Source organism: Vibrio sp. Vb0304 (assembly GCF_033338995.1).
GTDB lineage: Bacteria > Pseudomonadota > Gammaproteobacteria > Enterobacterales > Vibrionaceae > Vibrio > Vibrio alginolyticus.
Window position 1 is genome coordinate 112,733 of record NZ_JAWOTT010000003.1, and the last position, 13,990, is coordinate 126,722.

Annotated in this window: 13 protein-coding genes; 6 read left to right on the plus strand and 7 right to left on the minus strand. The window is 43.4% G+C overall.

Going from position 1 to position 13,990, the window contains the following annotated elements; all coding sequences use genetic code 11:
* Window positions 1-5: 5 nt before the first annotated feature.
* A complete protein-coding gene (lrp, locus tag R7P35_RS07360; RefSeq protein WP_005378234.1) occupies window positions 6-500 on the minus strand; it encodes a leucine-responsive transcriptional regulator Lrp in 495 nt (164 codons plus the stop codon).
* A 156-nt stretch (window positions 501-656) separates the two neighbouring features.
* On the opposite strand from lrp, the gene ald reads away from it, so the two are divergent.
* A complete protein-coding gene (ald, locus tag R7P35_RS07365) occupies window positions 657-1,781 on the plus strand; it encodes an alanine dehydrogenase (RefSeq protein ID WP_005378241.1) in 1,125 nt (374 codons plus the stop codon).
* A 93-nt stretch (window positions 1,782-1,874) separates the two neighbouring features.
* Here the strand turns inward: ald and R7P35_RS07370 are convergent, their stop codons facing one another.
* Together R7P35_RS07370 and cysB are read right to left on the minus strand one after the other, a co-directional pair.
* On the minus strand, window positions 1,875-3,071 hold the full coding sequence (locus tag R7P35_RS07370; RefSeq protein ID WP_213904741.1) for a methyltransferase: 1,197 nt from the start codon (window positions 3,069-3,071) through the stop codon (window positions 1,875-1,877).
* Window positions 3,072-3,124: 53 nt separating this feature from the next.
* A complete protein-coding gene (cysB, locus tag R7P35_RS07375) occupies window positions 3,125-4,099 on the minus strand; it encodes an HTH-type transcriptional regulator CysB (RefSeq protein ID WP_005388967.1) in 975 nt (324 codons plus the stop codon).
* Between the two features lie 313 nt (window positions 4,100-4,412).
* On the opposite strand from cysB, the gene R7P35_RS07380 reads away from it, so the two are divergent.
* Window positions 4,413-5,177 carry a hypothetical protein gene (locus tag R7P35_RS07380; RefSeq protein WP_005378247.1) on the plus strand — a complete coding sequence of 255 codons (765 nt, stop codon included), beginning with the start codon at window positions 4,413-4,415 and terminating at the stop codon, window positions 5,175-5,177.
* 97 nt (window positions 5,178-5,274) lie between these two features.
* Complete coding sequence (gene miaE / locus R7P35_RS07385; RefSeq protein ID WP_017634952.1) at window positions 5,275-6,045, plus strand: tRNA isopentenyl-2-thiomethyl-A-37 hydroxylase MiaE; 771 nt, start codon at window positions 5,275-5,277, stop codon at window positions 6,043-6,045.
* Window positions 6,046-6,170: 125 nt separating this feature from the next.
* On the opposite strand, the gene R7P35_RS07390 is transcribed toward miaE, so the two are convergent.
* Both R7P35_RS07390 and R7P35_RS07395 read right to left on the minus strand, forming a co-directional pair.
* Window positions 6,171-7,799 (minus strand): methyl-accepting chemotaxis protein, encoded by a 1,629-nt coding sequence (locus R7P35_RS07390; RefSeq protein ID WP_042522086.1) that lies wholly within the window; start codon window positions 7,797-7,799, stop codon window positions 6,171-6,173.
* A 155-nt stretch (window positions 7,800-7,954) separates the two neighbouring features.
* Window positions 7,955-8,221 (minus strand): hypothetical protein, encoded by a 267-nt coding sequence (locus tag R7P35_RS07395; RefSeq protein ID WP_025766895.1) that lies wholly within the window; start codon window positions 8,219-8,221, stop codon window positions 7,955-7,957.
* Window positions 8,222-8,512: 291 nt separating this feature from the next.
* Between R7P35_RS07395 and R7P35_RS07400 the strand changes: the two genes are divergently transcribed.
* Together R7P35_RS07400 and R7P35_RS07405 are read left to right on the plus strand one after the other, a co-directional pair.
* Complete coding sequence (locus R7P35_RS07400; RefSeq protein ID WP_005378251.1) at window positions 8,513-9,841, plus strand: sphingomyelin phosphodiesterase; 1,329 nt, start codon at window positions 8,513-8,515, stop codon at window positions 9,839-9,841.
* Window positions 9,838-10,794 (plus strand): hypothetical protein, encoded by a 957-nt coding sequence (locus R7P35_RS07405; RefSeq protein ID WP_025766896.1) that lies wholly within the window; start codon window positions 9,838-9,840, stop codon window positions 10,792-10,794. The genes R7P35_RS07400 and R7P35_RS07405 overlap by 4 nt, the downstream gene beginning before the upstream one ends.
* A gap of 84 nt (window positions 10,795-10,878) precedes the next feature.
* Here R7P35_RS07405 and trpS read toward each other — a convergent pair whose 3' ends face one another.
* A complete protein-coding gene (gene trpS, locus R7P35_RS07410; RefSeq protein WP_318091930.1) occupies window positions 10,879-11,901 on the minus strand; it encodes a tryptophan--tRNA ligase in 1,023 nt (340 codons plus the stop codon).
* A 601-nt stretch (window positions 11,902-12,502) separates the two neighbouring features.
* On the opposite strand from trpS, the gene R7P35_RS07415 reads away from it, so the two are divergent.
* Complete coding sequence (locus R7P35_RS07415; RefSeq protein WP_053349488.1) at window positions 12,503-13,459, plus strand: AEC family transporter; 957 nt, start codon at window positions 12,503-12,505, stop codon at window positions 13,457-13,459.
* Between the two features lie 44 nt (window positions 13,460-13,503).
* Here the strand turns inward: R7P35_RS07415 and R7P35_RS07420 are convergent, their stop codons facing one another.
* Window positions 13,504-13,959 (minus strand): MarR family winged helix-turn-helix transcriptional regulator, encoded by a 456-nt coding sequence (locus R7P35_RS07420; RefSeq protein WP_033905066.1) that lies wholly within the window; start codon window positions 13,957-13,959, stop codon window positions 13,504-13,506.
* Window positions 13,960-13,990: the final 31 nt, after the last annotated feature.

Genomic DNA, 13,990 nt, shown 5'->3' on the forward strand with positions numbered 1-13,990 from the left:
AGAAATTAACGAGTTTTGATCACAAGCTGGTTAGATTGTTTCACTTCTTCCATAACAACGTATGTGCGAGTGTCATTTACGCCAGGTAGACGTAGTAACGTATCGCCCAATAGTCGGCGGTAAGCACCCATATCTGATACACGGGTTTTAAGAAGATAGTCAAAGTCACCTGAAACAAGATGACACTCTTGTATGTCGTCTAGCTTTTGAACAGCTGAGTTAAACTGCTCAAACACATCCGGCGCACCACGGTTTAGCGTAATCTCAACGAATACTAATAGTGATGCATCCAGGAACTGCGGATTCAATAATGCAGTATACCCTGTGATATAACCCTGACGCTCTAAGCGACGTACACGCTCCAAACATGGCGTTGGAGAAAGTCCCACACGTTTTGAAAGCTCAACGTTTGAAATACGACCGTCTTTCTGCAGCTCATTAAGAATGTTGCGGTCGATACGGTCTAGTTCCTTGGACGGCTTTTTATAGTTGTCTGCCATTTTTTATTCCACCTTATTACTTCCTTGCAAAAAAATATACTACAACTTTTTAATATTTGGTGCCAAATTTTACAAATCTATAACTATACTAGTTATTAATTCGACAATAACACCCTACTAACAGTTAATACAACCATTATAGAAAGAGGATACAGGATGATCATTGGCGTACCTAAGGAAATCAAGAATCACGAATATCGTGTTGGTATGATCCCAGCTAGCGTGAGAGAACTCATCTCACATGGTCACCAAGTTTTAGTTGAGACCAATGCAGGTGCCGGCATTGGTTTTTCAGACGATGATTACATCGCTGTCGGCGCATCCATTCTCCCTCATGCTGCTGACGTATTTGCGCAAGCAGACATGATTGTAAAAGTAAAAGAACCCCAAGCAGTAGAGAGAGCAATGCTCCGCGAAGGGCAAATTTTATTTACTTATTTACACCTAGCACCAGATTTTCCACAAACTGATGAGCTAATCAAGAGCAAAGCTGTCTGTATAGCCTATGAGACTGTAACAGATAATATGGGTCGTTTGCCACTGTTAGCACCAATGTCAGAAGTGGCAGGTCGGATGTCTATCCAAGCTGGCGCGCAAACGTTGGAAAAATCGCACGGCGGTCGTGGTCTGCTCCTAGGCGGCGTACCTGGTGTTGAACCTGCAAAAGTCGTTATCGTTGGTGGTGGCGTTGTTGGTGCAAACGCTGCTCGTATGGCGGTTGGCCTTCGCGCTGACGTCACTATTCTAGACCGTAACGTAGACACACTTCGTAAGCTTGACGAAGAATTCCAAGGTCGCGCAAAAGTGGTTTATTCTACTGAAGACGCTATCGAGAAGCATGTTCTAGAAGCGGACCTTGTTATCGGTGCCGTTCTAATTCCTGGCGCAGCAGCACCTAAACTGGTCACTAAAGAGCACATTGCTAAGATGAAGCCTGGTGCGGCAGTGGTTGACGTGGCAATTGACCAAGGCGGTTGTTTCGAAACTTCGCACGCGACAACTCACGCAGATCCAACTTACATCGTTGATGAAGTGGTTCACTACTGTGTAGCAAATATGCCTGGCGCAGTTGCTCGCACTTCAACATTTGCACTCAACAACGCTACACTTCCATACATCGTGAAGTTAGCAAATAAAGGCTACCGCGAAGCACTTCTAGAAGATAAAGGCTTCCTTGAAGGTCTAAACGTTATTCACGGAAAAGTAACGTGTAAAGAAGTAGCAGAAAGCTTTGACTTGGAATACGTTGAACCAACTCAAGCTATCGCTATGTTTAATTAATGACAAAATAAAACATAACTTGTCACGTTTTGTTTACAAAAGCCCACTCATAAGTGGGCTTTTTCATATAGAGCGTTTGGCTATAAAGAATAACTAAATCTTATATGCACAAATTAAAATATTTCTAGGCGTGACCGATTTAGGGCAAAACTCTGACAATCTAACACGGTAACCACGTTCTTCAAGATAAAGCACTTTGTCTAATGCGAGCCAGATCTCCAACGGACGTTGAAAAACAAGTTGCACTAAGCTCATTCTCTCCATTTGCCAGAAGCGTTGTTCGCTTAACTTTTCAAAATGAGAGAAATCGATTTCTTGAGGAAGAACAATGCCTTTTTGCTCCGCTGCCCAGCGACATAAAGATTCAAAACCATCACTTAATTGCGACTTACGGATACTCGGCACAGGCTGATACTCTGCCATTCCCAAAGCTTGTCGCGTGATCAAATCAAACCCAAGACGAAACATCATTTCCTGCTGACGATGACGACGCACGCGCTCTCCTCCTGTCACCGTTTGTTGTAATGGGATACGCAGTTCTTGCTTAGACAATGAGAGAGAAGAAGCCCTGCCCGATTCCGACATCGGCTGGTATTGTTCCGACTGAATCAAGTGGTAACAACAAGGTGATATGGTCATCGCAGCAATCCCATTTTCACTGCCGTACTGCATTAGACGAACGTGAAGGTCACCGCATGCATGCAGTGCTACTGCGTGTTGCGTTGGCTTAAACACGGCTTTCGCTTTGCTATCAAACGCGTCGCCTTGAATAAACGTCACCTTCCAATGATGTTCATTGGCTGCTTGTTGCCCCGAATCGCACAGTGCTTGTTGGTATTCAAAGCTGGTTACAGGCTGATCGGTTTGCGTTGTCAGGATTCGCCCCAAGTAACCTTTACCTGAGCACCATTCTAGCCATTCTTCGCCACAGTGTTGTTGAATTGCAGCTTCACCCATCGAGCTAATTTGCTCCAACTTACGTCCCGGAATACCGTTATCTAAACCACGAGCGAGTTCCAAGCCGTTTAACGACAAAAGCTCTAAATGAGTCAGTTCTGCGAGTTGTTCAAGCTCAGGCAAAAACGGACTAAGTGCTTTTAACGCGAGTTCTGGTTCTGCTTTGTATTCTTCGATTTGAGAGGGAGTAAGAGACGCTAGCCATTGGCACAGTCGAGGATGTTGCTCCTGCCAAGGTAATGATGTGCGAATGCTGCTTTTAAAAGGCTCGAATCGCCACAAAGATTGGTTTTCGATTAAGCAGTCATTAATAAATTGAAATTGCGTTTTCATAGCTCCCCCTACAACGAGCGCATTGTAGAGGGAATCGAAACATCAATGAAGTGTTATCTCACCGGAAGCTCGATGTCTTTAAACATCTCTTCGATTTCTGCATTAGACTTCAGCGAAATCGCCTGCTCAACCACTGGACGCGTTAAGTGCGGTGCAAAACGCTCCATAAAATCGAACATGTAAGAGCGTAAGAATGTACCACGGCGGAAACCGATGCTCGTGGTGCTCGCGCCAAACAAATGGCTCGCATCTATTGCAACCAAGTCACCGTCCTGCTCTTCATCCACTGCCATGCTTGCAATCACACCCACACCGATACCCATACGAACGTAAGTTTTAATGACGTCTGCATCAGTTGCCGTGAACACCACTCGCGGGGTTAAACCTTCGCGGTTGAATGCTGTATCCAGCTCTGAACGGCCAGTAAAACCGAACACGTAAGTGACTAATGGGTAAGCGGCAAGATCACTGATCGTTACTTTGTCTTTCTTCGCTAGTGGGTGGTCTTTAGGCACAACTATTGAACGATTCCAGTGATAACAAGGCAACATGATGGCATCTTGATATAAGTGAAGCGCTTCTGTCGCAATCGCAAAATTCGCTGTGCCTTTAGCTATCGCCTCAGACATTTGTGATGGTGTACCTTGGTGCATGTGTAACGACACTTTTGGATAACGAGAAGTAAAACCTTTGATGACATCTGGCAGTGCATAACGAGCCTGCGTATGTGTCGTGGTGATATTCAGCGTCCCCATTTCTGGATGGGTGTGCTCTCCAGCCACCGCTTTGATACTTTCTACACGAGCGAGAATTTCTTGAGAGATACGTACAATTTCTTCACCAGCTGGCGTCACTTGCGTTAAGTGCTTACCGCTACGTTCAAAAATCTGAATGCCTAACTCGTCTTCCAGCAACCGAACCTGTTTACTGATACCTGGCTGAGAGGTATATAAGCTTTCCGCCGTTGCAGATACATTCAGATTATGGTTTACAACCTCAACAATATACTTCAGCTGCTGCAGTTTCATCGTAATCCCTTACTTATTCATGAGAGAGTTTATTGGCCACTCAAGTGAGCGATATAATAATTAGTTATAACGCGTTCAAATCGAAATGAACAGCAATTTCTAACTTATACCTCAATCACATACTAATAATCTTCAAGCAAGAAACAATATGCACAAAGTTGAGCCAATAAATGACCGAAGTTCTATGATGTGACTTCTATCAGTAACTAAAACGTGTGAGAGACAAAATAATCAAACAAATAAGGTGCCGAGTAAGATAAGATTCATGTATTCTTTAACGCTAGCCGCAGAAAAGTAAAGCAGACGCAAAGATATGAATATTGGTTTAATAATCGCTTTGGTAGCCATCCTACTGGTGTTAATCCTAGGCTATAACATTATGTTGCAATATAAGGTTAAAGTTGAAACCGCAAAAAGGCAGGAATCAGCGCGATATGTAGCCTTGATAGATGGTACTGAAGAGTTGATTGGTCATGCGCACCATATCCCTTTTAGTAAAGAGCTGTTGCTGTGTCTAAACAATCGTATTCTTGACGCGCTAGAGAGCATGCATGAGCTGGACCCGAAGAACAAGCAACTTGCTCAACGTATCGAAAATATGAAGCAGCAGATTACGCAGCTAAAAGAGAATGGTCCTACTGGCGAGAGTACCACTTTCAAGATGCCGAGTAGTGATAAACAAGCTATCGTCATGCTTAAGCTGGTTAAACGACTTCGCGACACTATCCGTAACGAGCACAACAAAGGCCGATTGGATACCCAGACTTACGTCACCGAAAATGCGCGCTTGGAAACGATGCAAATTCGCATCAACATTGAAAATGTCATCAAAAGAGCAAACGACTCTATCGCTCGTGGCCAACCAGGCACCGCGCTTCAACTGCTGCGTAAAGGTATCGATGCTTTGAGCACTAAGAGCGATCCTTATTCTATTCAAGCGAAACAAAAGCTTGAAGAGATGTTAGGTGACTTAGATAAAAAGCGCCAAGATAAAAGCGATGCCGAAATGCAGCAGATTGCTGACAAAGAGCGTGACAATGACATGGAAGCTCTCTTCGGCGAGAAGAAAAAGTGGTAACATTCACTTCAGGTCAAAAAAGGCTGCAATTGCAGCCTTTTTTCTATCCGCAAGACAACGGATATGCCCAATAAAAATGTGAAGTACTAAAACTAAAATGATGAATCTAGACGCCTATCAAGATCTTCTTGCTCCCATTAACCAATTTCTGCGATGCAGTACACCTGATGAATGGGTAGAGGAAGCAAAGAAACCAGAGAACCTTCAAACCATTTTGTTAGACCACCTACTGTGCGAACTAAAAGCTGGCCAATCTGCCATGTTTTTAATTCGTAAGTATGCCGTTGACCAATCCAGTTCACATGCTCTACTTGACTGGTTTAAGCCCTACGAAGATTTTGCTTACCGTAACGTAGGCTCATTGGAAACTTTAAAAGGCAAGAGCAATATTTCTAAGTCAATCATGGCTAAGTCCGACTCACCATACAGCCAAGATTTGATCGATAAGATGGTGCTTTTGATAAAAGAGGAGTTACACCACTTTTATCAAGTTTTAGAGATCATGGAAAGTCGTGGAATTGAGTACAAAAATATTCCAGCAAGTCGTTATGCTAAAGGACTGATTTCGCATATGAAGACTCATGAGCCGGAAACGCTGATCGATAAACTCATCATTGGTGCGTACATCGAAGCCCGATCTTGTGAGCGTTTTGCCAAACTAGCACCACATATGGATGACGATATCGCAAAGTTCTACATTTCTTTATTACGTTCAGAAGCACGCCATTACCAGGATTATCTTGTATTAGCGGAGCAAATCGCAGGCAAAGATATCAGCGAGCGCATCGCCTACTTTGGACGTATAGAGGCAGATTTAATTTCTACGCCAGATACAGATTTTAAGTTTCACAGTGGTATTCCAGCCTAGCGAGCATATTCTCCCAAGGTTGAGCATACTCTGAACTTATATAGACAGAGAATAAATAAGCCGGACATTTCGTCCGGCTTATTTATTGTAGCAATGAGGTTAGGAATAAAGCTGAAACACAACAACTAGAGCTGGAATGAACCCATTCGAGTTTTCAAGTTGTGCGCTAGGATACTAATCTGCTGACAAGCCACAGCCGTTTGTGAAGCTCCCTCAGCCATCTCTGTTGAAGCACTATTAATATGCTCCACGCTGCGATTCAGCTCTTCGGATACAGAATTCTGCTCACTGCACGCCGTTGCGATTTGTGTGCTCATTTGCGCTATGTTATCGACAGAATGTTCAATTTCTTTTATCTGGCTATCAGTATCATTAACTTGCTCAACACACTGAGAAATACCCTCCTGACAATCACGGCTTGAATGCCCTATTTTACTGCTGCTCTCTTGTAGTTGATTAACAATTTCCACAATTTGTGAAGTGGAGTCTTGAGTGCGTTGCGCCAGAGAACGAACCTCATCTGCCACAACAGCAAACCCACGTCCTTGTTCACCAGCCCGAGCGGCTTCAATTGCGGCGTTCAGTGCTAACAAGTTTGTTTGCTCGGCAATCCCGCGGATCACATCTACGACCACATTGATATTGTTTGAGCTCGATTCAAGCTCACGTGCCAGTTCATCTGATTCTTGGATCGTATGTGATACACGCTCAATTACTGCGATAGTTTGTTGTAACGTCACCGTTCCTTGCTTTGCCACTTCCGCAGCCGAATAAGCAGAGGTTGCGCCAACTTCGGTATTTTGTGCCACTTCACTTACAGCAGCTTGCATTTCTGTCATCGCAGAAGCCACCGAGCTAAGTTCAATTTGTTGATTTTGCATACCAGAAGCGGTCTGAGAAGAAATAGCACTCACTTCCTCTACTGCTGCCGTTAGCTGAATCGTTGAGTCATTAATCTCAGAAACCAACGAATGTAAGTTTGTTTGCATACCGACAAGCTCTTTGAGCAGCGTTCCTAACTCGTCTTTGCTCAATTCGCTTTCGTCGATTTGATTATTCAATTGACCCTTGGCGATTTTGGAAGCGAATTCCAGTGCTCGATCAACAGGCCCGCAGATGACTCGAGAAAGCAACATGGCAGACATTACCATGACCAATGCGACGACAAGCGCACCAACAGCAGCGCTGTATTGTGTAAATGCCGCTTCACTTTGTACTTCTTCGCCAATCAAATTCACCAACTCATCGTTCAACGCGAGGGTATCATCCAAGCTGCTCAACGCTTTTGAGTAGGTATCGAAACTTGATAAAATTACATCATTTGCACTTTCAGCATCGCCTTGGCTTAGCAATACGTTGTAAGTCTTCGTTTCTTTGATGTATTGATTCCAAGTTTCTTTAAAAACGCTAAAGGACTGCGTTTCACGCTTATTAAGGTCGAGCTTTTCGTATTCTGCAATACCAGCCTGCACATCAGAACGCCATTGGTCGAGGCCTTTTAACCACTCACCAATTTTGGGGTGATTTGCGTTTGGCAATAAAGAGAACTCATCTTTACGCACTTTAGTAATATCAACTTGGATACCTTTCAAAATCGCAACAGAAGGTAAACTTTTATCTGTTAACACTGAGATGTCTTTATTCAGTGTTAACAAACCTTGCACCAACATTACTGACACTAAACCAAACACGGCAAAAACGGTTAAATAACTAACCGATATTTTCTTTACGACACTTAAGTCTTTAATACGCATGCACTTTCTCCCCGCAGCCTTTCCAAACCTCTCACTTAAGTGAAAGCTTAACCTCTAAAACACACTGTTTTTTGCGCTCGATATCATTGAACGCTCTTATATACATCGGCTTGAGAGATCAAATCTTGACCAGTAATTGATAGTTTTATCACATGCTATTTTAGAGATAGGCTCGTATGCTCCTTATTGTGTCTACATCTTTTCATGAGCGCTTCTCGGCGCAGATCCAAGATCTCATCGATGAGCTTTTCTTTCGCGTTTATCCCAAAATGCTGGGCATAATTTTTTACTTTTGCTATCTCATTAGGCTGCAAGCGGTACACCTCTTTCTTTAAACGCGCTTCTGCTTCACTTCTAATCAGACCTTGCTCTTGTAACAATTTAATGATGGTTTCATCGGTTGGATTTACTGCTCTAGCCATGGTGCTCCATCTATCAATTTGAGTTCTAGCCATATGGCTAGATGAATGACGCCGCACAACTTATAGAGCAAAGATGACAGCTTGATTGCAGTGAATGCAATTCGTTGACTGTTGGTATTATTTTCCACCGCTTCAACGGCAACACACTCAATACCTCCACCCTCACCATTGAATAAAGATCACATTCTGATAACAATTTTCAACACTGGCTTAGATGTCATCCATATTTAACGTGCAAGTAACATTTATAAACAAGAATGATTACTCTAGTTCAAATGATGGAAAAATAAGATGAAATTTTCGCAGTGGAGCCTTTTATTAAGTAGCTTGATAGCGTTACCCAGCATTGCAGATACCGACGTTTACCTAACGAATAACTCTGATCAACCGTTAACTATTCAAGTAAAACATGAAGGTAGTGATTTGCTTCAATACGGAGACGAGTGGCAACAACATGTGCAGGTACTTGGTCCGTGGGAAACTAAATCTGTATTAAGCTTCAACCGCTGGGAGGGCGTGAAATCAAATCAAACTTACCGTTTTGAAACTGTGGTTTCTAGCCCCGAAGGTGAAAGCATAACACTCAATCAAATAATGGAAGGCCATTGGTACAATTCGACCATTGAATACGGCTTATCCGCAGCCGATGTCGAGTTATCTCTCAAAGATGATCGTAACATTCATCGTGCCAACACTAACGCTTTTGGTACGAGAGAAACCGAACTGGCATTTAAGTCAGACAGTACCGCTCGATATGATGATCTTTACTACACCATCACGCCAAGCAAGGTAGCGGAGTCTGTCGACAACGAAGAACAAAACCTTAAGTTGATGACTTATAACATCTGGGCGTTGACGGCTATTGCATCGCACATTGGAGATCGTTACGAACTGATTCCTCAACATGTAAAAGGTTACGATGTTTTGGCGCTGCAAGAGGTGTTTGCCAGCGGCCGTGAAGCATTCTTACGTGAGTTAGCCAAGGAATATCCTTACCAAACAAAGATGTTAGATAAAGAAGGCGTTAATATTCATGATGGTGGCGTAATCATAGTTAGTCGCTACCCTATCGTGAACGAAGCGCAATATGTCTTTCCCGATTGCTCTGGTACAGACTGCTTTGCCGATAAAGGCGTAAATTATGCGGAAATAATTAAAGGTGGTCAGGCTTACCATGTGTTTGCTACCCATACCGCATCTTTCGATACAGACACCGCCCGTGAGTATCGTCAGCGCCAGTTCAAACAAATCCGCACACTCGCCCAATCTCTTGACATTCCTTCGAGCGAAACTGTGGTATACAGCGGCGACTTTAACGTAAACAAAAGAAAGTTCCCTGGTGACTACCAACAAATGATCGCTAACTTAAGTGCCATAGAGCCTCACTACTCTGGTTACACGGAGTCAACCTTTGATCCCCGTATCAATAACTTCGCAGGTGAAGCGTTATCAGGTGGCGAAAACGTGGAATACCTTGACTATGTTATGGTGAGTAGTGAATACGGGGTGAAATCATTCAATGACAACCGTGTAGACGTGCCGCGCACAACCGCAGAGAGTTTATGGAAACACTACAACCTTTCTGACCATTTCCCAGTAAGCGCAACAATCAAGCCATGAAGAAAATCGCTTTGATAATCATGTCCGCCATTATGGCGGGCATGATATTTTTAACTTTCAGTCACGATGTTCAAAAAGAAGAGCTCGCTTCCTCTCCTTCCCCTAAGACAAAAAATCAGAATGTCTCCAGTACATCACCACAAACAAGCAGCATCGTGCCCGATACAGATACTTCACCACAAACCGCTAAGCTCCCTTCCACAGTTCAAATAACGACTGAGCGATTAACTCAACTCAAAGGCAGGAAACTTGTCGCCGAACTTGAGACGTTTTGGCAAGAGTGTATGTTGAACCGTAGTTGTGAAGAGCAGGTCGCCTTGTTTGAGGCGCATTTATCTTCAGCTCGATTCCAGCTTTTGGCGAACTACCCTCAGCTCAGCAGCCAATGGCAAGAGAGTGTAGGAAATTTGTTATTTGATGAGCAACAATCACTGGCGTCGCGTGTTGCACAGCTGAAGAACGAAGCAAGAAGCATCTGGGGGGAATTGGCTGATGTTGTTTTTGCGGATGAGTTCGCGCTGTACGATTTCAACTTAGAAGCCCAAAAGCTGGACACTCAAAGCCCAGATAACTTTTTGCGAGCTTTCGAGCAACTCACCATTGACTGGCAAGAACATGCAGGTGCTATCGGGCTAACAAGCGAACAGGAAAAATATGAGCGTGCGGTCACCCTGATTCCTAATAGTATGAGCCTACCAGATCGCTTGGCGATCATCGCAGAGCTAGAACGAACTTACTTAACGAAAGAAGAAAGTAAAAACATTCATGCTCGTCAGCAGCAAATTACAGAGCAAAAAAAACGAGTCAAAGATTACCAACAAGCATTACAACAACTTGAGTCCAAGCTAAGAACGCAAAGAGCTTCTAGCCATTCAAATTTGTCAGAACCGGAATGGCAAAGCTATTACCAACAAGAAGTCGCGGATTTTCGTCGTGAATTTTTTTCTTCTTAATAATGCGCTTTGACTGACTGGGAACTTAAAAAGGCACGTTGCTAACCAGCCGTCGTGCCTTATGTTCAACTCTCTACTTTTAATTCAGAACAAATTTAAACCAAATACATCTTTCACATCAAATAGCACTTTTTCGGTTTTCTCGCGAGAACGCTCACTACCTTGTTTTAAAATATCAATCAGCTGCGCTTTATCATTCAAATACATAGCGCGCTTTTCTCGAATAGGGCGAAGCATTTCTTGTAAGCATTCTTCTAACACTTTCTTGGTCAAACCATCACCTAATCCACCTCGTCGATAATGGTCTTTTAGCTGTTCGACATAATTTTTATCAGGATGAAAAGCATCGAGGTAGATGAATACAATATTCCCTTCGACTTGGCCAGGGTCCTCAATTTTCAGATGATTGGGATCGGTATACATAGATTTCACTGCCGCGGAAATCTCCTTTTCGGAGGCGCCTAAGTTGATTGCGTTCCCCATGCTTTTAGACATCTTATTTTTACCGTCAGTACTCGGCAAACGAGGTGCATCGCTAAGTAATGGACGGCATTCTCTAAGAACCTCTTTTCCACCCAGATGGTTTATTTTTCTCACGATTTCATTAGTTTGCTCTAACATCGGCAGTTGGTCATCACCCACTGGTACTAGCGTCTCATGAAACCCCGTAATATCAGCAGCTTGAGAAATTGGATACGTTAAAAAGCCTGCGGGAATAGAGCGTTCAAAACCTTTACTCTGAATCTCATTTTTAACCGTAGGGTTTCGCTCTAATCGTGCGATAGAAACAAGATTACTGTAATACATTGTCAACTCGGCTAACGCTGGAATTTGAGACTGCAACGTGATCGTAGTTTGAGCGGGGTTGATACCAACAGCCAAATAATCTGCAACGACATTGAGAATATTAGAGGATACCTTTGATGGATTATGCGCGTTATCCGTCAACCCTTGCATGTCCGCGACCAAGATCGTTTGCTCGTGCTCCGTTTGCAATTTGACTCGTTGTTGCAATGAACCAATATAGTGCCCTAGGTGTAATGGACCTGTTGCTCGATCTCCGGTAAGTATAATTTCACGCTGAGATGTATTTTTATGGGTATTCATATTTGTCTCCAAGTATTTAATAGATCGCTACTGGAGATAAAAAGATCAAACACTCTTAGCTACCATCCAGCAGCTTAAGAATGTAAGTATTCCGCGCCGCTCTATTTAGAGCGCCACCAAGAGAAGGTTGTTAATGAAGGGCGAACGTGTATTTTCATGTTTTTGAAACTAACAGCACACACCGCAGAACTCAATCTGTTTTGTACTGAATTAGTGTGAGTGTTCCAACAGCCAATTAAGAGGATTACATTGGTAAAGACATCGCAATGACCAAAACCGCACCAAATACCGAACCAGAGACAAACGCACACAGTACAGTTTTGTTGTGTTTCCTTTTCATTGATGAACTCCTATCCATAACTACGATGACCAGCCCTCACATCTAATACGCATGTGGATGCATCACGACAATGAGTTAACCAACATATCGCACGTAGGACCAGTACCGCTTTGTTAAATTGGGACCTCGTCCATAACTTGGAGTGTAAATGACTCCGGAACCTACAACAGAAGAAAATTTCATCACGTTACTGTCCTACCCTCCGGGTTTGTGGCTTAATAGGCAGCAGGAACACTTTTTTCTTTTGCTGCGGATACTTACATGGAAGCTGTTTTACATCAGTTGCAATTCTCTTTGTCGATAACCGGACCTATCTGTTTGATGTTGGTACTTGGCGTTCTTTTTAAGCGCTTTGGTCTAATCAACGATAATTTTATCGAAGTAGGCTCTAAACTGGTGTTTCAAGTTACCTTGCCTGCAATGTTATTTGTCAGCATTGTGGCTTCAGAACACGACTTTTCCGCGGCAAGTGGATTCGTCAATTTCGGCGTCATCGCTAGTATTTCGTTTTTCATTTTCACCTATCTTTCCGTCAAACTTCTATTCAAAGCATCGCCTGATCAAGGCGTTCTCATCCAAGGTGGGTTCCGAGCAAATACAGGTATTATTGGCATCGCTTACGTTGCCAATGCGTATGGTTCTCAAGGTGTGGCGTTAGCGGCTCTCTATGTCGCGGTCACCACATTTATTTATAACGTCCAAGCGGTAATTTGCTTATCTCCCAAAGGAGCAACGTCTGCCTCGCAAGCAGCAAAGATGATGGGCCGAACACTGACTAGGAATCCACTCATAATCTCTATTGTTCTAGGAATGGCTTTTTATTTACTCGCTATTCCAGTACCGAATGTGGTTATTGACGCAGGAGACTACTTGTCCAAAATGACATTGCCTTTGGCGCTGTTGTGTACGGGTGGCTCACTTGACTTTAGCTTGATGAGAAAAGAGAAAGGTTCATCTTGGTTTGCGAGCAGTTACAAGCTCATCGTAGCGCCAGTCATCATCACCATGGGAGCTTACTTAGTAGGATTTCGAGGAATTGAGCTAGGTATTCTTTTCTTTATGAACGCCTCTCCAGTCGCTGCAGCCAGCTATGTCATGGCGCGTTCCATGGGAGGCAATGCCACGTTAGCTGCAAATATCATCGCACTCACTACGGTGCTTTCTACCGTGACCTGTACGTTGGGCATCCTATTTCTTAAGTTCTACAGCTTAATATAATTGGTCCGCGATAAAATAAAGACGCTAAACGGCATTGATGTCAGTTACTGGTCGTGATTCGCAAAAGTGAGCTTTCTTACCAGACGAAAAAATTCATTCGCTTCAGATTCCGACAAACAAGAAAAAAACTCTTTCTGTAAATTCGTCATGATTTGATGAACTTGCTTTAAAGCATTTGCCCCCTCTTTTGTCATGCTTAGCATTTTAAGGCGCTGATTCGATTTACTTTTAGAAACTTGAACAAACCCTCTCTTTTCCAGATTGTCCACCATCCGCTTTGCTACACTTCGCTCAGTTCGAACCGCATCAGCTAACGCTTGCTGGCTCATAGGCTGAAATTCTTCTAAAGCGGCCAGTGCACTTGCCATTTCTAGTGTCATCAAATTTTGCCGAGAGAGCTCAGCTTGGGCACGATTGCGGTACATGCGCTGCATCACACCACAAACAAACATAGGACTTTGATCCAAAACGGAAATTGGGGAAATTTTCTGATCTTTCATCGTCGTTTTTCTTCTTTAGGCTTTCATTCGG